We start from the raw sequence: 24,635 nt of genomic DNA on the forward strand, positions 1-24,635 counted from the left end.
TGTTTCACGGAGAACCCCCATGACCACCCACTTCACCGCCTTCGACGGCCAGCGGCGCGTTGCCGCCGGCACGCTCGCCATCGTGGCCGAGCGCTGCAAGGCCCTGCTCGATGCCCAGCCCAACGCCAGCCCGATCGTCTACGACGACAGCACCGGGCGCCCGTTCGACCTCGACTATCGCGGCACCACGCACGACGTGCTCGCCCGCCTGCCCGGCGAAGCCCTGCCGCCGCGGCGTGGCCCCGGCCGGCCACGGCTGGGCGTGGTGGCGCGCGAAGTTACCCTGCTGCCGCGGCACTGGGAATGGCTGGCGGGCCAGCCCGGTGGTGCCTCGGTCGCGCTGCGCCGGCTGGTGGAGAACGCCAGCCGCGAGAACGCGGGCAGCGACCGCGTGCGCCAGGCCGCCGAAGCGCTCGACCGGGTGATGCTGGCGCTGGCCGGCGACCTGCCCGGTTACGAAGAGGCATCGCGCGCCTTCCATCGGCGCGACACCGAACGCTTCCGCGGCCTGACCGACGCGTGGCCGGCCGACGTGCGCGACTACGTGCGCTCGCTGGCCGCCGCCGCGGCGTACTGAGGCTTACGCCCCGCGCGCCTTGCGCAGTTTCTTCCACGCCCTGGCGCGCTGCTTCAGCACGCGGCGGTACTTCCGCCGCACCTTGCGCTCCTTGCGATCGTGGCTCCACAGGTAGATCGCCGGCGTGCTGAGCAGGGTCAGCAGCTGCGAGACCAGCAGGCCGCCGACGATCGCGATACCCAGCGGGCGGCGCATTTCCGAACCGACGCCGAAGCCGATCGCCAGCGGTAGCGCCGCACCCATGGCGACCAGCGTCGTCATCGTGATCGGCCGGAAGCGGACCAGGGCCGCCTGGCGAATCGCCTCCACCGGCGACATGCCTTTCTCGCGTTGTGCGGTGAGCGCGAAGTCCACCATCAGGATCGCGTTCTTCTTCACGATGCCGATCAGCAGCAACACCGAGATGATCGCCATCAGGGTGACCTGGGTCTGCGTCACCAGCATCGCGAGGAAGGCACCGGCACCGGCCGCGGGCAGCGTCGACAGGATGGTCAGCGGATGGCCGAGGCTCTCGTAGAGCACGCCCAGCACGATGTACACGGCGAGGATCGCGCCGATCAGCAGCACCATGCCGTTGGACTGCGCGTCGCGCAGGCGCTGGTTGGCGCCGGTGAAGTCCATGCGCACGCCTTCGGGCAGCTTCAGCCGCGCCACGGCCTGTTCGACCAGGTTGTTGCCCTTGTCCGGCGAGATCTTCGGGGCGAGGTTGTAGGTGACGTCGGCCGATTCGAGCTGGTTCTGGTGAGTGACCGCGCTGGGCGTGCTGATCGGCGCGATATGCGCGACGGCCGACAGCGGGATCATGTTGCCCGCGTTGTTCTTCACGTAAGTGTTGAGCAGCGACTGCGGCGACAGCGACTCCGCGGCCGCTGCGGTCAACACCACCCAGTACTGGTTGATGTCCGAATAGATCACCGAGACCTGGCGCTGGCCAAACGCGTTGTACAGCGCGGTGTCGATCATGCCCATGCCGACCTGCAGGCGGCTGGCCGCGTCGCGGTCCACCTGCAGCATCTGTTGCTTGCCGACCACGTCGAAGTCGCTGCCGACGTCGCGGAACTCCTTCATGCCACGCATGATCTGCACCAGCTTCAGCGTCCACGGTTCGAGGCTTTCGCCGCCGGTGCTGATCAGCTGGAACGAGTACTGCCCGCGGTTGCTGTTGCCACCGCCGCCGCCGAGGAACTGCACCGGGTTCATGAACACCTGGACGTCGGAGAGCTTGTCGTACTCCTTGCCCATGCGGTCCATGATTTCCTTGATGGATTCATGCCGCTCGTTCGGCCCGCTGCCCTTCGGCTTGAGGTCGATGAACATCATGCCCTGGTTGCCGACCGCGCCGCCGTTGTCGCCGCCGAGGATCGCGGTGACGTCCGCCACGGTGGAATCCTTCTGCATGATCTCGGCCACGCGATTCAGCCGGCGGGTCATCTCGTCCGGCGAGATGTTCGCATCGGCGGTGATCTGTGCCTGCATCATGCCGGTGTCTTCGTCGGGCATGAAGTTGCCGCCCGCCGTCTTCACCACGGCGATGGCGAGCACCACCGTGGCCACCAGCAGCGTGATCGGCTGCCAGCGCATGATCCGGCGGTGGCGCATCGACCAGTCCAGGCCGCGTTCGTACAGGCGAAGGAAGCCGCGATCAAAGCGTTCGAGTGCTTTTTCCAGCCGGCCCGGCACGCGGTCCGGCGCGTCGTGCTTGAGGTAACGCGCGCACAGCGCCGGGGTCAGGGTGAGCGAGACCACGGCCGAGATCAGCACCGCCGCCGCCAGCGTCACCGAGAACTCGCGCAGCAGCTTGGTGATCATGTTGTTGCCGAACAATAGCGGCGCGAACACGGCGACCAGCGAGATGGTGATCGAGATGACGGTGAAGCCGATCTCGCGCACGCCTTCCAGCGAGGCGGGCATCGGCGCGGAGCCGTTTTCCATGTGCCGGACGATGTTCTCGATCACCACGATCGCATCGTCGACGACGAAGCCGATGCACAGCACCAGCGCCATCAGCGACATGGTGTTGAGCGTGTAGCCCAGCGTCCACATCACCACGAACGCGCCCGCAAGCGATAGCGGCACGCTGAGCGTGGCGATCAGCGTGGGACCGAGCCGGCGCAGGAACACCAGCATCACCAGGCAGACCATCACCACCGAGATCATCAGTGCCAGCTTCACTTCGTGCAGTGCTGACTGGGTGGTCTGGGTGAGGTCGAAGATGGGGGTCACCTGCGCATCGGCAGGCAGCATCGCGCGGAAGCGTGGCAGCGCGGCGCGGATCGCATCGGCGGTGGCGATCGAGTTGGCTTCGGGTCGCTTGCTGATCTGCATGCTTACCGAGCGTTCGCCCTGGAACCACGCCTTCTGGTAGATGTCCTGCTGGCCGCTGGTGACCTTCGCGATGTCGGACAGGCGCACCGGCGTACCGTTGCGCATGGCGATGAGGATGTTGGCGAACTGGTCGGCGTCGCGCAGGCCGTCGTTCGCGATCACCGTCATCTGCGAGCGGCCGTCGGAGAGCAGGCCCTGCGGCGAATTCACGTTGGCCGCCTGCAGTGCGTTCGACACGTCGTTGGCGGTGAGGTTCTTGGTCGCCAGCGCGTTGGTATCCAGCTCCACGCGCACCGCGTGCGGCGTGCCACCGAACACCTGCACGCGGGCGACGCCGTCGATCTGCGACACCGCGGGGCGGATCAGCGTATCGACCACGTCGAACAGTTTGTCCGCCGGCATCGTCTTCGAAGTGAACGACACCAGCAGCACCGGGATCTGCCCGGTATCGAACTTGAAGTATTGCGGTGGGCTCGGCATGCCGGCCGGCATGTCGACCAGCGATGCGTTGATCGCGGCCTGCACGTCGCGCGCGGCGGCGTCGGTGGAGCGGTCCATGGTGAACTGCAGGCGGACGAAGCCAGCACCTTCCGTGCTGTTCGAGTACATCCGGTCCACGCCGGGGATCTGGCCGAGGTGGCGCTCCAGCGGCGCGATCACCGTGGACGCCATCACCTGCGCGTTGGCGCCCGGCATCTGCGCCTGGATGAACACGGCCGGCACTTCGATCGACGGCAACGCGGCCACGCCCAGCAACATGTAGGCGAGGATGCCAGCCAGGGTGAGGCCCGCTGCAAGCAGCGACGTACCCCGGGGCCGACGGATGAAGGGAGCAAAGAAGTTCACGACACATCCTGTGACAGCGGGAAACGCCCCCGCGCCGCGCACTTTATGCCGTCATGGGGGCCGCCGTCGCCTGTGCCGTCCGTCAGGCCCCTGCCATAAGGCAGGGGAAACCTGTTCCAACAGGTTTCCCCTCGGTCAGGACTTACGGATTCGGCGAGAAGCGCACCGTCACGTAGTAGGTCCGGCCCAGCTGGTTGTAATAGGCCACGGTCTCGTAGTGCTTGTCGGCGACGTTGGCGACGCGGCCCTGCACGCTCCAGGCGCTGTCCAGGTGCCAGGTGGCACGCAGGTCGGCGGTGGTGTAACCGCCCAGGCGGGTGCCGTTCGCGGCGTCGTCGTAGCTGTAGCCGGCGGCGTACACCGAGCCACCCACGGTGAACATGCCCAGGTCCTTGTCCAGGTCCACGCGACCGGTGCGACGCGGGCGGCGGGCGAGCAGGTTGTCCTCGTTCGGGCCGTTATCGCGGTTCAGCGGCTGCTGCAGGGTGGCGTAGGCGCGCAGGTGCCAGCCGTCGAGGTCGGCGCCAAGCTGGCCTTCGAGGCCGCGGATCCGCGCTTCGCTGACGTTGATCGGCAGGAAGTTGGCGTCGAACCCGATCAGGTCGTTGACCTTGGTCTGGTAGGCGTTGACCGCCCAGTTCCAGATGCCCGGGCGGCTGCTGAGGCCGATTTCGGCCGTGCGCGAGGTTTCCGGCTTCAGGTTCACCGGGGTGCCGTACGGGTAGTACTCGTCGTTGAAGGTCGGCGCGTGGAAGGCGCTGCCGTACGACGCGGTGATCCGCATGCCGTTATCGAAGCGGAAGCCGTAGGCGGCCGAGCCCGTGGTGTGGTTGCCGAACTGGGTGTTGTGGTCGTGGCGCGCCGAAAGCTGGATCTCGTGCGGGCCGAACACGCCCTGGTAGAGCGCGAAGACGCCGGTGTTGTTACGGGTGGTCTTGAGATAATCCGTATCGCTGTCCAGCTTCTCCTGCTGGTAGTCCACGCCCGCGCTCAGCACCTGGCCCGGGGCCAGGGTGATGTCGTTCTGCCACGCGGCCTGGTTGCGCTTCGAGTACAGGTAGCCGGTGCGCAGCTTGTCCGCGCCCAGCACCGGGTTGAAGTTGGCGTCGAACCAGGTCTTCTGCGAGCCGTTGAGGTAGTTGTCGGCGCGGTCCTGGTTCTGGCCCAGGCTGACCGACATGCGCCAGTCGGCCATGGCGTCGAAGCTGAGCTTGCCGCCGGCGACCTGCTGCGAGCGGCGGGTCAGGTTCTGGAAGTCACCGTCGTATTCGATGGTGCCCTTGCTGCGCAGCCAGCTGCCGGTGAGCTCGGTGCCGTCGTCCCAGCGGTAACCGCCGGAGAGCGCGCCGTTGTAGGTGCGGTAGGCATCGTGGTCCGGCTCGTCGGTGAAGCAGCCCTTGAAGGCCGAGCCCGCGCCGATCCGGCAGGCGTTGATGCCCGCGGTGTACTGGCCGCCGAGGCTGGCGTTGTACCAGCCGTGGGTGGTGCCGCCGGAGAGGCCGACCTGTTCGGCGTTGTAGCTGTGGCTGCCGCCGGTGACCGAAACGCTGGGCGTCGGCGCTTCGCCGGCCACGCCGTGACGGGTGAAGATCTGGATGACGCCGCCGATCGCGTCCGAGCCGTACAGGCTGGAGCGCGGGCCGCGGACCACTTCGATATGGTCGATCTGCTCCACCGGGAGCTGCTCGTAAGCCGGCAGGCCGGCACCGACGGTGCCGACGCGGACGCCGTCGATCAGCACCAGCGTGTGCGCCGAGTTGGTGCCGCGCATGAACATCGAGGTCTGCTGGCCGAGACCGCCGGAATTGGCCATCACCACGCCGGGCAGGCCGGTCAGCAGGTCCTGCACGCTGATCGGCTGCAGGCGCTCGATGTCGTCGCGGGTGATCACGGTGACCGGGGCGAGTACCTCGTCCAGCGGGGTCGCGGCGCGGTTGGCCGTGACGACCACCGACGGCAGGTTCTCGGGGGCGTCGGCGGCGTGCGCGACGGCGATGGACGACAGCAGGGCCGTCGCGAGCAGGGTCTTCTTCATGGTGTGGAGCGTCCTCGTGCCGCGCTTGCGGCATATCTGAAACCGGGGACGTGCACGGAGGGCAAGGTCGAACGGCGCGCGGGGACGGAAAGGCATCGCCACGGAGCTGTCCGGATCCGCCCGCCGCGAATCGTCCGAAACAGGTACACCCCCGCGACGGGTCGCGAGGGGCGTTTCGGGCCGGTCTCCGGACTCACACCCTCCCGTCTCCACGGGCCCTTGCTGGCGCCTTCCCGCTCCGAAAAGCAGTGGCGTTGGCCAGTCAGGCGGGGCGCAAGGCCCCGGGTGCCTACCGTTGCGGGGGCAGTGCCGGCCTTGCCGCATCGCGGCGCACCGGCTTCCCGTTTCATCCCGCCAGCCAGGAAGGCCGCGGGACACCCGAACCCCGACAGTCTAATCCCGAACGGGACCGAGGGCACGGTTTTCACACAAATTGTTAACCGGGACTTGACGTTCGTAAAAACTATCGATTACAACCGCAACTGATTGCTGCCGATCGTAGGGAATTACGCATTCGGGGGGATGGCAGGTCCGCAGGTGGCCAGGACGGCACGGCGGTACCGCATCGGCAGGGGTCGAGAACGGGCTCGGTCGCCACCTTTCGGCACCGGCCTTTGCAGTTCATTCGGGGAGACATCACATGCAGCGTTCCACCCTGCTCCACGGCGCCCTGCGCCGTTCCAGTCTTTGCACCGCACTTGCCCTCTGCCTCGCCAGCGGCGGCGCCCTCGCCCAGTCCAACGCCTCCGGCAACATCTTCGGCCGCGTCGCCCAGCCGGAAGGCGCCGTCGTCCACCTGCAGAACCTCGACACGGGCCTGACCCGCGACGTGAACGTCGAATCCGACGGCCGCTACCGCGCCAGTTCGCTGCCCACCGGCCGCTACAAGGTCAGCCTGGAGCGCAACGGCGCGATCGCCGAATCGCGCGACAACGTCTCGGTCGCCATCGGCGGCGTGGATGTCTCGTTCGCCGGCAACACCGCGGCCGCCAGCGCCACCAATGCGCAGAACCTGGAAGGCGTGCAGGTGATCGGCAACGCCCTGCCGGCGATCGACGTGTCCCAGGTCGACTCGCGCACCGTGCTCAGCTCGGAGCAGCTGCAGAAGCTGCCGCTGGCCCGCGACATCACGGCCGCCGCCCTGCTGGCGCCCGGCGTGATCGCCGGCGACAGCCGCTACGGCAACGTGGCCTCCTTCGGCGGTTCGTCCGCGTCGGAGAACCAGTACTACATCAACGGTTTCTCGGTCACCAACGCGCTGACCGGCCTGGGCTTCGTCAACCTGCCTTTCGACGCCATCGATTCGCAGCAGGTGCTCACCGGCGGCTACGGCGCGGAATACGGCCGTTCCACCGGCGGCGTGATCAACATCGTGACCAAGCGCGGCGGCAACACCTGGAAGGGTGGCCTCGGCATGTACATCCAGCCGAACGGCGCACGCCAGTCCGCGCGCAGCATCTACCGCACCAATGGCCAGCTGTTCCAGAACCGTCGCGACAACGATCGCAGCGACACCCAGTACACCGCGTATCTGAGCGGTCCGCTGATCAAGGACAAGCTGTTCTTCTACGGTGCCGGTGACTTCACCCGCACCGACCAGAAGAGCACCAGCAGCATCCTCGCGCCGCAGCGTACCAACCAGACGCAGAAGGCCACGAAGTGGATGGCCAAGATCGACTGGAACATCACCGACAGCCACCTGCTGGAAGTGACCGGCATCGGCGACAAGACCAACACCGAGCGCAGCATCTACAAGTACGACTACACCACGCGCAGCCGCGGCGATTACCTCGGTACCGATAACCTGAAGAACTTCGACGCGGGCCCGGGTTCCACCCCCGGCGGCGACGTCTACATCGGCAAGTACACCGGCTACCTCACCGACGACCTGACCGTGACCGCGCTGTACGGCCACAGCAAGACGGTGCACGAGCGCGACATCGGCTATTCCGGTAGCCCGAACTGCCCGTGGATCACCGACAGCCGCCGCGGCATCGCAAACCCGATCACCGGTTGCGGCCTGGTCAACGGCACCGTGCTCAATGCCGGCGCCAACGACAAGACCCACGGCTATCGCCTCGACGTCGAGTACCGCGCGGGCGACCATGACATCCGCGTGGGCGTGGATAACCAGACCCTGGAATCCACCTCGGGCCAGATCTACGAAGGCGGTTACCGCTGGGTGTACCGCAACGCCGGTACCGTGCCGGGCCGTCCGGACATCGTGCCGCCGCCGGGCACCACCTACTTCGTCGAGAAGCGTCTCTTCGAAACCGGTGCGAGCGTCAAGACCGAGCAGGAAGCGCAGTACATCGAAGACCACTGGCAGGCCACGGATCGCTTCATGGTCTACCTCGGCCTGCGTAACGAGCAGTTCAAGAACTTGAACGGCGCTGGCGACACCTACGTGAAGCAGCGCCACCAGCTCGCGCCGCGCCTCGGCGCCACCTGGGACGTGTTCGGCGACTCCAGCTTCAAGGTGTATGCCAACGCCGGTCGTTACCATCTCGCCATCCCGTCGAACGTCGCCATCCGCGGCGCCTCGGCGTCGACGTATTACAGCGAGTACTACTCGTATACCGGCGTCGGCCCGAACGGCGAGCCGACGGGCGTGGCCCAACTCGGCAGCCGCTCCTACCTCAACGGCGAAGACGGCACGACGCCGGACCCGAAGACCGTGGCCGCGAAGGACATCAAGGCCTACTTCCAGGATGAATACATCCTGGGCTTCGACAAGGCGATCAACGAGAACTGGAGCTTCGGCGCGAAGGCGACCTACCGCAAGCTGCGCAGCTCGATCGACGACTTCTGCGACTCGCGTCCCTTCGAGAACTACGCTGCCGCCCACAACATCGACATCACCAATGCGTCGTTGCCGGGTTGCTACCTGTTCAACCCGGGCTCGGCGAACACCTTCCTGGTTGATACGGGCGGCGGTAACTACGTGCCGTTCGACATCAGCAAGGCGGACTTCACCATCCCGGATTCGGGCATCGGTTTCCCGGACCTGAAGCGTTCGTACTACGCCCTCGACCTGTACCTCGAGCATCACTTCTCGGATGACTGGTACGGCCGCGTGGATTACACGTTCTCGCGCAGCTACGGCAACTCGGAAGGCCAGCTGAAGTCGGATATCGGCCAGCTCGATCCGTCGGTGACCCAGGACTGGGATGCGCCGGAAATCATGCAGTACACCAACGGCCCGCTGCCGAACGATCGCACGCACCAGCTGAAGGCGTACGGTTACTGGCAGGCGTCGCAGGAGTGGCTGCTCGGTGGCAACCTGACGGTGGCGACCGGTCGTCCGAAGAACTGCATCGGCCTGGATCCGACCGATGCGATCCAGTACGGCGCGTCGTACTTCGAGTGCGGCTTCCAGCCGTCGCCGCGTGGTTCGAAGGGTCGCCTGCCGTATACCTGGAACCTGGACCTGAACGCGGAATACAAGCCGATGTGGGCGGGTGAGAACCAGCCGCTGGCGTTTACCGCGACGGTGTTCAACGTGGTGGGTAGCCAGCGTCCGGTCGCGCAGATCGACGTGGGCGAGACGGGTTCGGTGGATGCGAATGGGCAGCCGGTGGTCAGCGATGATTATCGTCGTCCGATCGCGTTCCAGAATCCGCGTTACCTGCGCCTGGGCGTGCGTTACGACTTCAACCTGTAAGCGTGACAGGGTGCCCGCGGGCGATGTATCCGCGGGCACCACGCAAACTCCCCTGATCTGGCCGGCGCGGAGCGCCGGCCTTTTTTGTGCTGCGGTTCGCCGCGTTGCGGCGCATGCCTTCACGGCCTCCGGCCGAACCGCCGCCCTGTAGGAGCGCGCCTGCGCGCGATGGCCGTCCGCGCGGCGCTCATGCGTGGTCGCAGGACAGCCCTCGGTGCCTACCCTCGCTGCTCAGACAGGTCCTCCGCGCTCGACAACGTTGGCCGCAGCCGCGGCCCATGTATTTATCGGCCTTCGGCCGCTCGCTTGTGCGGAACTCGCCTCGAGGGTAGGCACCGAGGGCTCTCTTCATTCTTGCGGCGAGCTGGGTGGGAAAGCGTCGGCACCGGCATCCCCGACGCATCGGCAGCTCGTGTAGGAGCGCGCCTGCGCGCGAACCAGGGCATGGCGGCGTAGCCGCAGCGTGGTCGGCGCAATCGGTGCTGGGTCGGGATCAGGCGGTGTAGACGCGGTTGCCGTTGATCCAGGTTTCGACGACGGTGTAGGTGTCGTCCATGACGACGAAGTCGGCGCGGTAGCCGGCTGCGATGTGGCCGTGGGTGGCGCCGAGGCCGAGGAAGGCGGCGGGGTAGGTGGAGGCCATGCGGGCGGCTTCGTCGTACGGGACGCCGACCATTTCGATGGTGTTGCGTACGGCGCTGGCCATGTCGAGGGCGGAGCCGGCGAGGGTGCCGTCGGCGGTCTGGCAGACGCCGTCTTTGGCGGTGATGGTTTCGCCCTTGAGCACGAAGTGGGGGTCGTCGGAGCCGACGGGGGGCATCGCGTCGGTGACGAGCATCATCTTTTCGCGGGTTTTCGCGGCGATGGCGACGCGCAGGGAGGCGGGGTGGACGTGGTGGCCGTCGACGATCAGGCCGCACCAGCTGGCGTGGTCTTCGAGCGCGGCGCCGACGACGCCGGGTTCGCGGCTGGTGAACGGGGTCATGGCGTTGAACAGGTGGGTGAAGCCACGTACGCCCATCGACAGGGCGTGGCGCGTGGTTTCGTAGTCGGCGGCGGTGTGGCCGGCGCAGACGATGACGCCGTTGTCGACCAGCTGGCGCAGCACGTCGTCGCTGGCGCGTTCGGGGGCGAGGGTCAGCAGGGTGACGCCGCCGTGGCGGCGGGCGACCATGGCGATGTCGTCGGCGCCGGCGATGCGGAACTTCGCCGGGTCATGCACGCCCTTGCGTTCCGGTGCGATGAACGGGCCTTCGAGATGCACGCCGAGCACGCCCGGCACGCCCTGGGCCACGGCATCGTTGACGGCGTCGATCGCACGCGACATCACTTCGGCGTCGTCGCTGATCAGCGTCGGCAGGAAACCCGTGGTGCCGTATTTCGCGTGGGCGACACCGATCGCGCGGATCGCATCGACGGTCGGCTGGTCGTTGAACAACACGCCGCCACCGCCATTGACCTGGCAGTCGATGAACCCCGGCAACAGCGTCCGCCCACCCAGGTCATGCCGTTCCGCCGCACGCACCCGCGGATCCGAAGGCAAAGCCAACCCGGTGATCTTCCCGTCGTCCACCAGCACGGCGAAGCCAGTCTGGAAACCGTTGTCGGTGAGAACGCGGCCGTTGGTCAGGGTGATGGTCATGGCGAGGCTTCCGGGGTGTTGGGCGATGAGTCGGTGGGGATGGGAAATGGGAAGTGGGGGCGCGGGCATGTGGCGGGCGGCAAGCATGCAAGGGTGCGGGATGTGCTTCGTCGGCGCAGCTGCAGGTGCCCTCGCGCGCCACGACTATCCCCCCACTCCCCATCTCCCACCTCCGCTCTCACACCGTCTCCGTCACCTTGTTCAAATGCGGCGGCACGTCGGGATTGAACCCGCGCTTGATCGCCAGTGCGGCGGTGGCGCGGTAGAAGCTCTGCACGGTGACCAGCGGCGCGGCGACCGGTGCGGTGGCGACCAGCGGCAGCACGCCTTCGCCGGTGGCGCCGGGGGCGGCGATCCAGACCCTGGCGCCGCGTTTGCGGAACTCGGCGGCGACGTCGAGCACGCCGGGCAGGGTGTCGTCGTTCTGGGCGAAGAACAGTACCGGAAAATCCGGGCCGACCAGCGCCATCGGGCCGTGCTTCACTTCGGCGGCGCTGAAGGCTTCGGCGTGCAGGCCGCAGGTTTCCTTGAACTTCAGTGCGGCTTCCAGGGCGCCGGCAAAGCCGAAGCCGCGGCCGACGACGAACAGGTTGTGCGCGTCGACGAGGCCGTCGGTGAGCGAGGTCCAGTCGGCGTCCCAGCCCTGGCGAAGCTGTGCGGGCAGCGCGGCGATGGCGTCGGCGATCTCGGCCTTGCCGCTCCAGCGGGCGGCGATGTGCAGGATCGCGAAGAGTGCGCCGAGGTAGCTCTTGGTCGCGGCGACGCTGGTTTCCGGGCCGGCGTGCAAGGGCACGACCACGTCGGCGACGGCGGCCAGCGGGGAATCGACGACGTTGACCAGGGCGACCACGTACGCACCGGCGCGCTTGGCGGCTTCGGCGTTGCGGACCAGGTCGGGGCTCTTGCCCGACTGCGAGACGGCGACGTAGAGCGCGCCATCGAGGTGCTGCGAGGCGTGGTAGATCGAGGTCACCGACGGCGAGGCCGACGCGGTGACGACGCCGAGCTGGGTCTCGAAGACGTACTTGGCGTACATCGCCGCGTGGTCGGAGCTGCCGCGGGCGCAGGTGATCACCATCCGCGGCGGGTTCGCGCGCAGGCGCTCGGCCAGTGCGCTGACGACGGCTTCGTTCTGGGCCAGCTGGCGCTCGACGACCTCGGCGGTCTCGTGGGCTTCGCGGAACATCAGGGTGTCTTGCGGCTGCAGGGTCATCGTCGTTCGCTCGTCAATCGCTTTGCAGTTCCGCCACGAAATCGTAGATATCGCCGCGGTACCAGGAGTTGGTGAACTCGACGATGCGCCCGTCGTCGAGGAAGCTGCGCCGTTCGATGTTCAGGCCGGCGCTGCCGGCCGGCAGGCGCAGCAGGCGGATCTGCGCCGGACCCAGGACCACGGCGCGCAGACGCTGCAGGGCGCGGTTGGGACGGTGGCCGAGCTTGTCGAGGGCTTCGTAAAGCGAGTCCTCGACCAGGCCGGGGTCGGGCAGCAGCGCGAGGGGCACCGCGCTGCGCTCGATCGCCAGCGGCTCGTCGCCCGCGTAACGCAGGCGATGGAGGCGGCAGACCAGGGTGCCCGGCGACAGGTTCATCGCCATGGCTTCCTCGGGATTGACCTCGCCGATGGCTTTTTCGAAGAACTCCGAGCGCGGGTTCAGGCCGCGGGCGCGCAGGTCTTCGGTGAAGCTGGTCATGCGCGACAGCGGTTTGACGATGCGCTCGGACACGAAGGTGCCGGCGCCGTGCCGCTGGGTCAGCAGGCCGTCCTCGACCAGGCCACCGATGGCCTTGCGAACGGTGACCCGGGACAGGGTGAGGGCCCTGGCCAGGTCACGTTCGCTCGGCAAGGCGTGGCCCACCTGCACTTCGCCGTTCTCGATCACGTTGCGGATGGCCCGGCGCAGGCGCATGTACGCCAGCGGCAGCCGGGCAGCCGGATCGTGTTGCAAGCGCTGGTATTCAACGACGAGGGCGGATTCCATGCCGGGAAGATACCAATACCCGACCACTGCGGCAAGGCAGTTTTCGCCCCGGGGGCCGCCCCACTGGACCGAACGTTTGTTTGCACGATCTAAATCAGACGTGAAAACGTTTCCTTCGTGTGATCACAAGGTTACGTACAGGGGAAGGGCAAGCGGATTGGTACGGGGCTGGTACCTCGTGGTATGTCACTGGTACGATCCTTGGGCATACCTCCCAGAACTTATCGAGGCACCGTCGTGAGCGCTCCTTCCCTCCCGGTTGAACCCTTTGACCTGGTCATCTTTGGCGGCACCGGCGATCTCGCCATCCGCAAGCTTCTCCCCGCGCTGTACCACCGCTTCCTGGATGGCCAGCTGCAGCCCGGCAGCCGGATCATCGGCGTCGCCCGCGAAGGCCTCGACGACGCGGGTTACCGCGAGCAGGTGCGCAGCGCCGTCGAGAAGGCCGTCGCCCACGTGGCCCCGGCCCAGCTGGATGCCTTCATCGAGATGGTCGGCTATCGCTCGCTGGACGCCCGCAAGGCGGACGGCTGGGACGAGTTCGCGGCGCTCATGGGTGAACACGCCAGCCACATCCGCGTGTTCTACCTGTCGACCTCGCCGGAGATCTTCACCGACATCTGCCAGCGCCTCGGCGGCCTCGGCCTGAATGGCGAGCGTTCGCGCGTGGTGCTGGAGAAGCCGATCGGCCGCGACCTGAAGAGCGCCAACGCCATCAACGATGCCGTGGCCCAGGTCTTCAGCGAAGCGCAGACCTACCGCATCGACCATTACCTCGGTAAGGAAACGGTGCAGAACCTGCTGGCGCTGCGTTTCGGCAATGCGCTGTTCGAGCCGCTGTGGAACGCCCAGCACATCGACCACGTGCAGATCACCGTCGCCGAAACCGTCGGCGTCGGCCATCGCGCGGGTTACTACGACCGTGCCGGCGCGCTGCGCGACATGGTCCAGAACCACATCCTGCAGCTGCTGTGCATGCTCGCCATGGAGCCGCCGTCGTCGCTGGCGCCGGACGCCGTGCGCGACGAGAAACTCAAGGTGCTGCGCTCGCTGCGCCCGATCAACGCCAGCAACGCGGCCCAGCTCACCGTGCGTGGCCAGTACCGGGCGGGCGCGGCCGAAGGCCAGGGCGTGCCGGGTTACTTCGAGGAACTCGGCAGCGACCAGTCGAAGACCGAAACCTTCGTCGCCCTCAAGGCGGAGATCGGTAACTGGCGCTGGGCCGGCGTGCCGTTCTACCTGCGCACCGGCAAGCGCCTGCCGAACCGTGTGTCGGAGATCGTGGTGGTGTTCCGCGCCCTGCCGCATTCGATCTTCGATCCCGCCAGCGGTCCGCTGCTGCCCAACCGCCTGACGCTGCGCCTGCAGCCGGACGAGGGGGTGAAGCTGTGGCTGACCATCAAGCATCCGGGTCCGGGTGGCTTGCGCCTGCGCCACGTGCCGCTCGACATGAGCTTCGCGACGGCGTTCGGCGTGCAGCAGCCCGATGCCTACGAGCGGCTGATCCTCGATGTCGTGCGTGGTAACCCGACCCTGTTCATGCGTCGCGACGAAGTCGAGGCGGCATGGAACTGGGCCGGCCCCATCCTCGACGCGTGGGAAGCAAGCGGCGACACGCCGAAGCCGTATACCGCAGGTACCTGGGGTCCCAGCGCCGCCGTGGCGCTTATCGAACGCGATGGCCGCACCTGGGCCGAGGACGCTGCATGAACGCCAAGATCGAACGCCATGAATTCGCCGACAAACTGACCCTTGCCGACCAGCTCGCCCGCGATATCGCGGCGAAGCTGGACGCCGCCATCAAGGCGCGCGGCAAAGCCACCATCGCGGTCTCCGGCGGCGGCACGCCGAAGATGATGTTCGCCGTGCTCGCCGAGCAGGAGATCGACTGGTCGAAGGTGTCGATCACGCTGGTCGACGAGCGCTGGGTCGACACCGACAGCGACCGTTCCAACGCGCGCCTGGTCGCGCAGCACCTGCTGCACCATGAAGCGCACACGGCCACCTTCGTGCCGCTGTTCGACAGCGCACACAAGGACGATGTCGACGCCGCCCTGGGCGATGTCGGCAAGCGCATCGATGCGCTCGGCCAGCCGCTCGACGTGGTCGTGCTCGGCATGGGCCCGGACGGGCATACCGCCTCGTTCTTCCCGGGTGGCGACAACCTCGCCGCGGCGCTGGATCCGAACGGCACGCAGACCGTGATCTCGATGCGCGCCGGCGGTGCCGGCGAGCCGCGCATCACGCTGACGCTGCCGCGCGTGCTCGACGCGGGCACGCTGTACCTGCACATCGAAGGCGACGACAAGAAGGCGTTGCTGGCCCGGGCCGAGGCTGGCGAAGAGCTGCCGATCGGCGCCGTGCTCGGCCAGGATCGCGTTCCCGTCCACGTCTTCTGGGCGCCCTGAGCGGCGCCCGTTCCATCTGGTCAAAGCCCGAGAACACACGCCATGACCCTGCATCCCGTCCTCGCCGAGGTGACCCAGCGCATTGTCGAGCGTAGCCATGCCACGCGCGCGGCCTACCTCGCCAAGATCGACGCCGCTCGCGGCAAAGGTGCCCGTCGCCACCACCTGTCCTGCGGCAACATCGCGCACGGCTTCGCCGCCTCGTGCGAGTCCGACAAGGATGCGCTGCGCAACGGCCATGCTGCCAACATCGCGATCGTCACCGCGTACAACGACATGCTCTCGGCGCACCAGCCGTACGAGGGTTACCCGGAGCGCATCCGCACCGTCGCCCGTCGCCTTGGCGCCACGGCGCAGGTCGCCGGTGGCGTGCCGGCGATGTGCGACGGCGTCACCCAGGGGCGTCCGGGCATGGAGCTGTCGCTGTTCTCGCGCGACCTGATCGCCATGGCCACGGCGGTGTCGCTTTCGCACGACATGTACGAAGGCGCGCTCTACCTCGGCATCTGCGACAAGATCGTGCCCGGCATGCTGATCGGCGCGTTGTCGTTCGGCCACCTCGCCAGCGCCTTCGTGCCCTCGGGCCCGATGCCGTCGGGTATCCCGAACGAAGAGAAGTCCAAGGTCCGCCAGGCCTTCGCCGCCGGCAAGGCCTCGCGCGCGGAGCTGCTCGAAGCCGAGGCGCGTTCCTACCACGGCGCGGGCACCTGCACCTTCTACGGCACGGCCAACTCCAACCAGATGCTGATGGAGATCATGGGCGTGCACCTGCCCGGGTCGAGCTTCGAGCCGCCGGACACGCCGCTGCGCAACGCGTTGACCGACGCGACCGTGGAACGCGTGCTGGCGTCCGACTGCATCGGTGACCATTACATGCCGGTCGGCCGCATCATCGACGAACGCGCCATCGTCAATGGCGTGGTCGGCTTGCACGCCACTGGTGGTTCGACCAACCACCTGCTGCACCTGGTGGCGATCGCGCGCGCGGCGGGCATCGACCTGCGCTGGGACGATTTCGACGCGCTGTCGTCGGTCGTGCCGCTACTGGCGCGCGTGTATCCGAATGGCTACGCGGACGTGAACCACTTCCACGATGCCGGCGGCATGGGCTTCCTGATGGACCAGCTGCTCGACGCGGGCCTGCTGCACAACGACGTGAACACGATCATGGGCCACGGCCTCGAGGCCTATCGCCAGCTGCCCGTGCTTGACGACGGCCGCCTCGCGTGGAAGCCGGTGTCGAAGGAAAGCGGTAACCGTGGCGTGCTCCGCGCGATCAGCGAACCGTTCCGCCACGACGGTGGCCTGCGCATGCTCAAGGGCAACCTCGGCCGCAGCGTGATCAAGGTCTCATCGGTGCCCGACGACCGCATGGTGATCGAAGCGCCGGCGATCGTGTTCGACGAGCAGGACGACGTGAAGGCGGCCTTCGATCGCGGCGAACTCAATCGCGACTTCGTCGCCGTGGTGCGTTTCCAGGGCCCGCGTGCGCGTGGCATGCCCGAGCTGCACAAGCTGACGCCGACGCTCAGCCTGCTGCAGGACCGTGGCTATCGCGTGGCGCTGGTGACCGACGGCCGCATGTCCGGCGCCTCCGGACGCGTCCCGGCGGCGATCCACGTCACGCCCGAAGCGGAAGCCGGCGGCCCGATCGCACGCGTTCGCACCGGCGACATGGTCCGCGTCGACGCCAACACCGGTTCGCTGGAGGTGCTGGTGGCGGCGGACGAGTGGAACGCGCGCGTCCCCGACAACATCGACCTGGGTGTGCACCACACCGGCATGGGTCGCGAACTTTTTGCCATGTTCCGCCAGTCGGCCGTCGCGGCCGACCTCGGCGCGGGCGTGTTCTGAACTACCGGAGCAATGATGAGCAACGAAGCAAAGCAGGCCAAGGTCGCATCCACCCTCGCACTCGCACCGGTGGTTCCGGTGGTGATCATCGACGACGCGTCGAAGGCGGTGGGCATGGCTCGCGCCCTGGTCGCGGGTGGTATCCCGGCGATCGAGGTCACCCTGCGCACGCCGGCCGCGCTGGATGCGGTGCGTGCGATCGCGGCCGAAGTCGAAGGTGCGTTCATCGGCGTGGGCACCGTGCTTACCGCGAAAGACCTCGACGCCGCGCTGAAGGCCGGTGCGAAGTTCGCGGTGTCGCCGGGTAGCAGCCCGCGCCTGCTCGATGCGGCCGACGATTCCGAGCTGCCGTTGCTGCCGGGCGCGGCCACGTCGAGCGAAGCCATGGCCCTGCTCGAGCGTGGTTACCGCTTCCAGAAGTTCTTCCCGGCCGTGCCGGCGGGTGGCGCGAAGCTGATCGGCGCATGGGCGTCGCCGCTGCCGCAGATCACCTTCTGCCCGACCGGTGGCATCAGCCTCGCCAATGCCCCGGATTTCCTCTCGCTGCCCAACGTGGCCTGCGTGGGTGGATCGTGGCTGACCCCGGCCGACAAGCTCGCCGCCGGCGACTACGCCGCGATCGAAGCGCTGGCCCGCGAAGCCGCGCAGCTCAGGCGTCGCTGACCACGGCGGCGGGTAAACCGGGCCCGGGCGTGCGATCCTTCGCACTCCCGTATACCCAGTTCGTGGTCCCATGGTTTACATCCTTCTTGCCGTTCTCTTCAGCGTCGCGGTTTCCGTCCTGCTGAAGCTCGCCCGTCGCGCGGGCATCGACATCGTCCAGGCCGTCGCCACGAATTACGTGGTGGCGTCCCTGCTCGCCTGGCAGCTGCTCGGCGCCACGCCGCAGGCGGTGATCGAGGCGAAGCCGACGTGGCCGCCGCTGGTCGCGCTGGGCATCCTGCTGCCCGCGATCTTCGTCGTGCTGGCACGGTCGGTACGCACCGCCGGCATCGTTCGCACCGACGTGGCGCAGCGGCTGTCGCTGTTCGTCTCCCTGTTTGCCGCCTTCGTCTTCCTCGGCGACGTGCTGACCACGCAGAAGGCGCTCGGCATCGGCATCGCCCTGCTTGCCGTGGGCTGCGTCCTGTGGCGCAGGCAGCGCGGCACGACGGAGCCCGGTGCGTGGTGGGCGCCGCTGCTGGTGTTCGCGGGGTTCGGCGCGATCGACATCTGCTTCAAACTGGTGGCGAAGGCCGGCGCGTCGTTCGCCGCAGGCCTGCTGGGCGCGTTCCTGATCGCGATGCTGCTGTGCTGGATCGTCGTCGCGGTGCGCGCCGCCGCTGGCAAGGCGCCGCTCACCCTGCGCAGCATCGGTTCCGGCGTGCTGCTGGGCGCCTTCAACTTCGCCAACATCCTGTTCTACGTGAAGGGCCATGTCGCCCTGCCGAAGGATCCGTCCCTGGTCTTCGCATCGATGAACGTCGGCGTGGTGGTGCTGGGCACGCTGGTCGGCGCCGTGGGCTTCAGGGAGAAGCTGGCGCCGGTGAACTGGGTGGGCATCGCGTTGGCCATCGCGGCGATCGTCGTGATGACCGTCGCCGTGTAGGAGCGCGCCTGCGCGCGACAGCCTTTCGCGACGGACCTTTCGCGCTGGGCCTCCGTATTACCTGTCGCCTCGGTTACCACACCGGGCAATCGCGCGCAGGCGCGCTCCTACACGAGGCGGGGTTCGCTGGGGGTGTCTTCGGGCAGCGGCGGCAGGGTTTCGTCGACCGTCAGCGGCGCGTCGCTGGCGAGCAGTTCCTTCGCTTCGGCGTGGTCGGCGACGGCCGGCGGCGAACCGCGTAGCGGCAGGCCTGCCGTTTCGCGCACGAACAGCATGGTGATCACGCCGATCACCGCCGCACCCATCAGGTAATACGCCGGCACCAGCGGATCGCCCGTGCGTTCGACCAGCCACGCGGTGACCAGCGGCGTCGTGCCACCGAACAGCGACACCGACACGTTGAACGCGATCGACAGCGCGCTGTAGCGCACCGGCGTGTAGAACAGCGCGGGCAAGGTCGCCGGCATCGTGCTGGTGAAGCAGACCAGGGTGATGCCGAGCAGCATCAGGCCGGCGAAGATCAGCGCGTCGTTGCCGGTGCCGACCAGCAGCATGCACGGTACCGCGAGCAGGAACATCGCGGCGCATGCACCGATGATCATCGGGCGGCGGCCGATGCGGTCGCTGAAGCGGCCACCGACGACATTCAGCGGCATCATCACCAGCATCACGATCAGGATCAGCAGCAGGCCCTTGGCCTCGCTGTAGCCCAGCGTCACGGTGAGGTAGCTGGGCATGTAGGTCAGCAGCATGTAGTCGGTGACGTTGAACACCAGCACCAGGCCGATGCACTTCAACAGCTGCGGGCCGTGCACCGAGACCAGCTCGAGCAAGCCGATGCGCGGCGTATCGCCCGCGGCTTCCATCGCCTCGGCATGTGCCTTGAACGCCGGGGTTTCCTCCAGCTTCATGCGCATGTACAGGCCGAACAGGCCGAGCGGGCCGGCGACGAGGAACGGAACGCGCCAGCCCCAGGCCAGCATGTCCGCTTCGCCGAGCAGGGTGGTCAGGGCGGTGACCACGCCCGCGCCGGCGATGTATCCGCCCAGCGTCCCGAACTCCAGCCAGCTACCCATCTGCCCGCGCCGGGCATCGGTGGAATATTCGGCGATGAAGGTCGCCGCGCCGCCGTATTCGCCGCCGGTGGAGAAGCCCTGCAGCAGGCGCGCGAGCAACAGAAGCACCGGTGCCCACAGGCCGATGCGGTCGTAGCTGGGGATCAGGCCGATGGCGAAGGTGCCCATCGCCATCATGATCATGGTCGCGGCGAGCACGCGCTGGCGACCGAAGCGATCGCCTAGCGGACCGAACACCACGCCGCCGATCGGGCGAACGAGGAAGGCGACGGTGAACGTCGCGAAGGTGGCGATCACCTGCGCGGTCGGGCTGCTGCCCGGGAAGAACACATGGCCGAGGGTGACGGCGAGGTAGCCGTAGACGCCGAAGTCGAACCACTCCATGGCGTTGCCGAGCGCGGCGGCACCGACGGCACGCTTCAGCATGCCCTCGTCGACGATGGTCAGGTCGTCGGGCTTGAGGTGTTTGCGGCGGCGGGTGAACCAACCGAAATGGGCGTCGTGCCCGGCAGTGTCCTGCATCGTTCGTGCTCCTGTTCTCGCGGACGCGCAGGCACACGCAAGCGTGGCCGGGGCCAACCGTCCTGGGGATTAGGGGTGCGCAGCGCGAAACGCGCCACTCGACGAAGCCCGCTCAATAGGGGACTACGGGATATCCATGTAGGGCACACGCAGGCAGCGGTGCGATGGATATCCCGTAAAGCTTAACAAACGGGGCGTTAAAGCGATGTGGTCGGCGCGGCCATGTATGGGCGCACCTGTGCACGACGGGGCACATGGCCACGCGATTTTCGCGCGCGGGCGCACCCGTCGCGCGCAGGCGCGCTCCTACAGGCGGCGGGGGGCGGTGGAGCCGCGCACGACCAGGTCGGGGCTGAAGCCTTCGTTGTCGATTTCCGGCGCACCGCCATCGCGTTCGATCTCGGCGATGAGGCGTTGTGCCGCATGCCGGCCGATTTCTTCGGTGTTCTGCCGCGCGGTGGTCAGCGCGGGCCAGGACTGCTTGGAGAACGGGCTGTCTTCGAAGCCGGCGATCGACAGCTCCCACGGCACGTCGACGCCGCCGGAGCGTGCCGCCGCGAGGACGCCGGCGGCGATCTCGTCGTTCGAACCGAAGATGGCCGTGGGTGGGTTGCGCAGGCCAAGCAGCTTGCGCGCGCCACGGAATCCGTCGTCGAATGAATAGTCGCCTTCGACGACCAGCGCCGTGTCGACCTCGATGCCGTACTCGCGCAACGCGTCCGCGTAACCCTGGTAGCGCTCCGGGCTGGAGCGATGTTCCTTGCCGCCCCAGAGGAAACCGATCCGGTGATGGCCGAGCTGGATCAGGTGCTCGGTGATCGCGTACGCCGCGTCGCGGTCGTCGACGAACACGCACGGCCAGCCATCCTTCGGATCCTGCCGGGCGGAAATGATCCGCACGAACGGCACGCCCTGCTCGGTCAGCAGCGAGAGCAGGCCCGGCTGTTCCGACATCGGCGGGCACAGCACCAGGCCGGCCAGGCGGTTGCGCCGGACCAGGTCACCCAGCTGTTCGGCAAGGCGCGGCGCGGACGAATCGCAGGGGTGGATCTGCAGGCCGAAGCCACGCTCGCGGCAGACCGACAGCACGCCGTTCTGCATCGCGATGACGTAGTGGGCGTTGGGGTTGTCGTAGACCAGGCCCAGCGCATAGGTGCGCGCGCTGCGCAGGCTGCGTGCGGCCTGGTCAGGCTGGTAATCGAGTGCCTCGATGGCGCGCTGCACCTTGTCGCGGGTGCGGGCGTGGACCGACGGTTCGTGGTTGATGACGCGGGAGACGGTCTTCAGCGAAACGCCGGCCCGCTCGGCCACGTCCTTGATGGTGGGGCTACGCAATCTACGACCCTCGATAGCAAGACGGCCATCCTAGCGGATGGCCGTCGTCGAGCGAAGATGGGCCTTAGCCCTTCGCGTGCTGGCCGACTTTATGGCCCGCCGCCCCGTAATACAGGATGTACAGGTAGCACGGCACCATGATGGCCAGGAACACCAGCTGGAAGTCGTGGCCCTGCTTCAGGTGCGCGAACAGCTGCGGGACGATGGCGCCGCCCGCGATGCCCATGATCAGCAGTGCCGAGCCGAACTCGGTCAGCGAACCCAGGCCCTTGATCGCCAGCGGGAAGATTGCCGGCCACATCATCGCGTTGGCGAAGCCCAGCGCGGCGACGAAGCCGACCGAGGTATAGCCGGTGGTGACATACGTGCCGATCGAGAACAGCACGCCGAGCACCGCCGACAGGGCCAGGTACTTGTGCTGCGACACCACCTTCGGGATCAGCACTAGGCCGGCGACGTAACCGATCAGCATCGCGAACAGGGTGAACGAGGTGAAGTGCTTGGTGTCTTCCGGGGTCATGCCGAAGCCCTGGCCGTAGGTGCCGATGGCGTCGCCCGCCATCACTTCCACGCCCACGTAGACGAACAGGCAGAGCACGCCGAGCCACAGGTGCGGGAAGCTGAAGATGCTGCCCTTCGCGTGGCCGATGGCACGCTCGGAGTTATCGGTGGATGCGCGGATTTCCGGCAGCGACGAACGCACCACCCAGATCGCCAGCACCACCAGCAGGCCGGCCATGGCGAGGTACGGCATGTGCACCTTCGCGGCGAAGGCGTTGAGCAGCGCTTCCTTCTCCTCCTGCGACGCGGCCGCGGCGATCTGCTTGTCGAAGCCACCGATGTTGCTCATCACCACCCAGCCGAACACGAACGGGGCGAGTGCACCGGCGATCTTGTTGCAGATGCCCATGAAGGCGATGCGCTGGGCCGCGCTGTCGATCGGGCCGAGCACCGAGATGTACGGGTTGGACGCCGTCTGCAGCAGCGAAAGGCCTGCGCCGATGATGAAGAGGCCGGTGAGGGCACCCGGGTAGACGCGCATGGTGACGAACTGGCCGAAGGTGGCCGCGCCGATCGCCATCACGAACAGGCCCAGGCCCATGCCTTTCTTCATGCCGGTCTTCTTCAGGATGAAGGAGGCGGGCAGGGCGAGGAAGAAGTAGGAGAGATAGAAAGCGCTGGGGACCAGGAACGCGCCCACGTCGTCGAGGTTGAAGGCAAGCTTCACGAAGGTGATCAGCGGGCCGTTGAGCCAGGTGACGAAGCCGAAGATGAAAAACAGGATGCCGATGATGATCATCGGCCCGACGCTCGAATGGCGTGTCTCGCCGACGGCGGCCGTGGTTGACGACATTGGGTTGCTCCCCTTGCTTGTGTAATGGCCGGACTCCGGTCGCGGCACGACCCGGGGTAGCCCGCTTTTGTCCCTTTATTGACTCGTGCGCGCAACGTTGTCAATCGGCTTTGCGCGGGCTGCCGCCGGCGCCCGCCGCGCCACCACTTTCGATGCCGCGCCGCCGCAACCGGCTGATTGCCCTATCCAATCCGATGGCGCGGGCCATCCCCAGCCGCGTCTGCGGAAAATCGGGCGGCGCTCGTAAACGTTTCCTGTTGCGCTGCACGATGGAATGACCAGTGTCCTAGCCATTTGTCCTGTTGACAACGTTGTCATCCCGCTTACAGACTGAATTGCAACGGGGACGTCACGCACTTTTCATGTGGCGGTATCGAACGGACAAGGGGCAAGAACGTGGGTGAATCGGCTAAAAAGCGGGAAGCCGTGCATACGACCCGGGCGGAGGCGTTCATCGCCGCCGACGTGGGCGGCACGCATGCCCGCATTGGCCTCGTCCGCCAGGCCCTGGCCGGCGGTACGTTCGAAGTGCTGCGCTACGAGCGCTACGCCTGTGCCGAATGGCCGAGCCTGACCGCCGTGCTGCAGGATTTCCTGACCCACCTCGACGGCCAGTTCGCCGTGCGCCACTGCGCGGTGGCCAGCGCGGGCTACGTGCTCGGCGACGCCATCGTCAACGAGAACCTGCCCTGGCCGGTCTCGATCGGGCATATCCGCGACAGCCTGCATCTCACCGGCCTGCGCGTGGTCAACGACTTCGAAGCCGTGGCCTACGCCTGCCAGTTCCTGCGCGACCACGAAACCACCGCGATCATCCAGCCGGACACCGCGCCGGTGGCCGGGCCGATCCTCGTGATGGGCCCGGGCACCGGCCTGGGTTCCGCCGTGCTCTTGCCGGGCAAGCCGCACGCGACCGTCCTGCCGACCGAAGCGGGCCAGATCTCGCTGGCACCGGGCAACGCGCGCGAAGCGGCGATCCTCGCCGAGCTGGCGAAGGGCCGCGACTACGTACCGTACGAGACCGCGCTTTCGGGCCCGGGCCTCGTCAACCTCTACCAGGCTATTTCGACGCTGCGCGGCACGCCCGCGACGCTGGCCGAACCTGCAGGCGTCACCGCTGCCGCACTCGCCGGGAACGATCCCGCCGCGGTGGAGGCACTGGACGTGTTCTGCGGGCTGCTCGGCAGCTTCGTCGGCGATCTCGCGATGCTTTACGGCGCGCGTGGTGGCGTATTCCTCGCCGGCGGCATCCTGCCGCAAGTGCGTGAGTACCTCGCCGCCAGCAGCTTCGCCGACAGGTTTTTCAACAAGGGCGTTATGCGCGCCTTTCTCCAGCAAGTGCCGGTACGTCTGATGGACCACGGACAGTTGGGAGTGATCGGTGCCGCCGGTCTCTACCTGCACGGTTCGGCTGCTCATTGATGAGCGAG

General features: G+C 67.4%; 16 protein-coding genes and 1 riboswitch. Of the genes, 8 read left to right on the plus strand and 8 right to left on the minus strand.

What is annotated here, in order from left to right; genetic code table 11:
- The first annotated feature begins 19 nt into the window (after positions 1–19).
- Entirely contained in the window at positions 20–577 is a 558-nt protein-coding gene (locus KPL74_18055; GenBank protein ID QWT19639.1) for a DUF2239 family protein, read from the plus strand.
- Positions 578–580: 3 nt separating this feature from the next.
- On the opposite strand, the gene KPL74_18060 is transcribed toward KPL74_18055, so the two are convergent.
- Both KPL74_18060 and KPL74_18065 read right to left on the minus strand, forming a co-directional pair.
- Complete coding sequence (locus tag KPL74_18060; GenBank protein ID QWT19640.1) at positions 581–3,748, minus strand: efflux RND transporter permease subunit; 3,168 nt, start codon at positions 3,746–3,748, stop codon at positions 581–583.
- 142 nt (positions 3,749–3,890) lie between these two features.
- Positions 3,891–5,783 (minus strand): TonB-dependent receptor, encoded by a 1,893-nt coding sequence (locus KPL74_18065; GenBank protein ID QWT19641.1) that lies wholly within the window; start codon positions 5,781–5,783, stop codon positions 3,891–3,893.
- Positions 5,784–5,943: 160 nt separating this feature from the next.
- Positions 5,944–6,180, minus strand: a riboswitch (cobalamin riboswitch).
- Between the two features lie 243 nt (positions 6,181–6,423).
- On the opposite strand from KPL74_18065, the gene KPL74_18070 reads away from it, so the two are divergent.
- Positions 6,424–9,447 carry a TonB-dependent receptor gene (locus tag KPL74_18070; protein ID QWT19642.1) on the plus strand — a complete coding sequence of 1,008 codons (3,024 nt, stop codon included), beginning with the start codon at positions 6,424–6,426 and terminating at the stop codon, positions 9,445–9,447.
- A gap of 493 nt (positions 9,448–9,940) precedes the next feature.
- Here KPL74_18070 and nagA read toward each other — a convergent pair whose 3' ends face one another.
- From nagA to KPL74_18085, 3 genes are all read right to left on the minus strand, one after another.
- On the minus strand, positions 9,941–11,089 hold the full coding sequence (gene nagA / locus KPL74_18075; protein QWT19643.1) for an N-acetylglucosamine-6-phosphate deacetylase: 1,149 nt from the start codon (positions 11,087–11,089) through the stop codon (positions 9,941–9,943).
- Positions 11,090–11,267: 178 nt separating this feature from the next.
- On the minus strand, positions 11,268–12,302 hold the full coding sequence (locus KPL74_18080) for an SIS domain-containing protein (protein QWT19644.1): 1,035 nt from the start codon (positions 12,300–12,302) through the stop codon (positions 11,268–11,270).
- 13 nt (positions 12,303–12,315) lie between these two features.
- Positions 12,316–13,068, minus strand: coding sequence for a GntR family transcriptional regulator (locus KPL74_18085; protein ID QWT19645.1), 753 nt, complete (start codon positions 13,066–13,068; stop codon positions 12,316–12,318).
- A 237-nt stretch (positions 13,069–13,305) separates the two neighbouring features.
- Here KPL74_18085 and zwf point away from each other — a divergent pair, with 237 nt between their 5' ends.
- From zwf to KPL74_18110, 5 genes are all read left to right on the plus strand, one after another.
- Positions 13,306–14,778: a glucose-6-phosphate dehydrogenase gene (gene zwf, locus KPL74_18090; protein ID QWT19646.1), complete on the plus strand. Its 1,473-nt coding sequence runs from the start codon at positions 13,306–13,308 to the stop codon at positions 14,776–14,778.
- Complete coding sequence (gene pgl, locus KPL74_18095) at positions 14,775–15,476, plus strand: 6-phosphogluconolactonase (protein ID QWT19647.1); 702 nt, start codon at positions 14,775–14,777, stop codon at positions 15,474–15,476. The genes zwf and pgl overlap by 4 nt, the downstream gene beginning before the upstream one ends.
- 42 nt (positions 15,477–15,518) lie before the next feature.
- Positions 15,519–17,330 carry a phosphogluconate dehydratase gene (gene edd, locus KPL74_18100; protein QWT19648.1) on the plus strand — a complete coding sequence of 604 codons (1,812 nt, stop codon included), beginning with the start codon at positions 15,519–15,521 and terminating at the stop codon, positions 17,328–17,330.
- Between the two features lie 15 nt (positions 17,331–17,345).
- Positions 17,346–17,993: a bifunctional 4-hydroxy-2-oxoglutarate aldolase/2-dehydro-3-deoxy-phosphogluconate aldolase gene (gene eda / locus KPL74_18105; protein ID QWT19649.1), complete on the plus strand. Its 648-nt coding sequence runs from the start codon at positions 17,346–17,348 to the stop codon at positions 17,991–17,993.
- A 70-nt stretch (positions 17,994–18,063) separates the two neighbouring features.
- Positions 18,064–18,918 (plus strand): DMT family transporter, encoded by an 855-nt coding sequence (locus KPL74_18110; protein QWT19650.1) that lies wholly within the window; start codon positions 18,064–18,066, stop codon positions 18,916–18,918.
- Between the two features lie 107 nt (positions 18,919–19,025).
- On the opposite strand, the gene proP is transcribed toward KPL74_18110, so the two are convergent.
- The 3 genes from proP to KPL74_18125 form a co-directional block, all read right to left on the minus strand.
- Positions 19,026–20,516: a glycine betaine/L-proline transporter ProP gene (proP, locus tag KPL74_18115; GenBank protein QWT19651.1), complete on the minus strand. Its 1,491-nt coding sequence runs from the start codon at positions 20,514–20,516 to the stop codon at positions 19,026–19,028.
- 306 nt (positions 20,517–20,822) lie between these two features.
- Positions 20,823–21,851, minus strand: coding sequence for a LacI family DNA-binding transcriptional regulator (locus KPL74_18120; GenBank protein QWT19652.1), 1,029 nt, complete (start codon positions 21,849–21,851; stop codon positions 20,823–20,825).
- A gap of 64 nt (positions 21,852–21,915) precedes the next feature.
- On the minus strand, positions 21,916–23,205 hold the full coding sequence (locus KPL74_18125; protein QWT19653.1) for a sugar MFS transporter: 1,290 nt from the start codon (positions 23,203–23,205) through the stop codon (positions 21,916–21,918).
- A 426-nt stretch (positions 23,206–23,631) separates the two neighbouring features.
- Here KPL74_18125 and KPL74_18130 point away from each other — a divergent pair, with 426 nt between their 5' ends.
- Complete coding sequence (locus tag KPL74_18130; protein QWT19654.1) at positions 23,632–24,627, plus strand: glucokinase; 996 nt, start codon at positions 23,632–23,634, stop codon at positions 24,625–24,627.
- Positions 24,628–24,635: the final 8 nt, after the last annotated feature.

The organism is Bacillus sp. NP157, assembly GCA_018889975.1.
GTDB lineage: Bacteria > Pseudomonadota > Gammaproteobacteria > Xanthomonadales > Rhodanobacteraceae > Luteibacter.

What these genes read in the sequence shown, in the direction of transcription:
- KPL74_18055 (QWT19639.1), top strand. Translation starts at nt 20, where the DNA reads ATGACCACCCACTTCACCGCCTTCGACGGCCAGCGGCGCGTTGCCGCC.
- KPL74_18065 (QWT19641.1), bottom strand. Translation starts at nt 5,783, where the DNA reads ATGAAGAAGACCCTGCTCGCGACGGCCCTGCTGTCGTCCATCGCCGTC.
- KPL74_18070 (QWT19642.1), top strand. Translation starts at nt 6,424, where the DNA reads ATGCAGCGTTCCACCCTGCTCCACGGCGCCCTGCGCCGTTCCAGTCTT.
- nagA (QWT19643.1), bottom strand. Translation starts at nt 11,089, where the DNA reads ATGACCATCACCCTGACCAACGGCCGCGTTCTCACCGACAACGGTTTC.
- KPL74_18080 (QWT19644.1), bottom strand. Translation starts at nt 12,302, where the DNA reads ATGACCCTGCAGCCGCAAGACACCCTGATGTTCCGCGAAGCCCACGAG.
- KPL74_18085 (QWT19645.1), bottom strand. Translation starts at nt 13,068, where the DNA reads ATGGAATCCGCCCTCGTCGTTGAATACCAGCGCTTGCAACACGATCCG.
- pgl (QWT19647.1), top strand. Translation starts at nt 14,775, where the DNA reads ATGAACGCCAAGATCGAACGCCATGAATTCGCCGACAAACTGACCCTT.
- edd (QWT19648.1), top strand. Translation starts at nt 15,519, where the DNA reads ATGACCCTGCATCCCGTCCTCGCCGAGGTGACCCAGCGCATTGTCGAG.
- eda (QWT19649.1), top strand. Translation starts at nt 17,346, where the DNA reads ATGAGCAACGAAGCAAAGCAGGCCAAGGTCGCATCCACCCTCGCACTC.
- KPL74_18110 (QWT19650.1), top strand. Translation starts at nt 18,064, where the DNA reads ATGGTTTACATCCTTCTTGCCGTTCTCTTCAGCGTCGCGGTTTCCGTC.
- proP (QWT19651.1), bottom strand. Translation starts at nt 20,516, where the DNA reads ATGCAGGACACTGCCGGGCACGACGCCCATTTCGGTTGGTTCACCCGC.
- KPL74_18125 (QWT19653.1), bottom strand. Translation starts at nt 23,205, where the DNA reads ATGTCGTCAACCACGGCCGCCGTCGGCGAGACACGCCATTCGAGCGTC.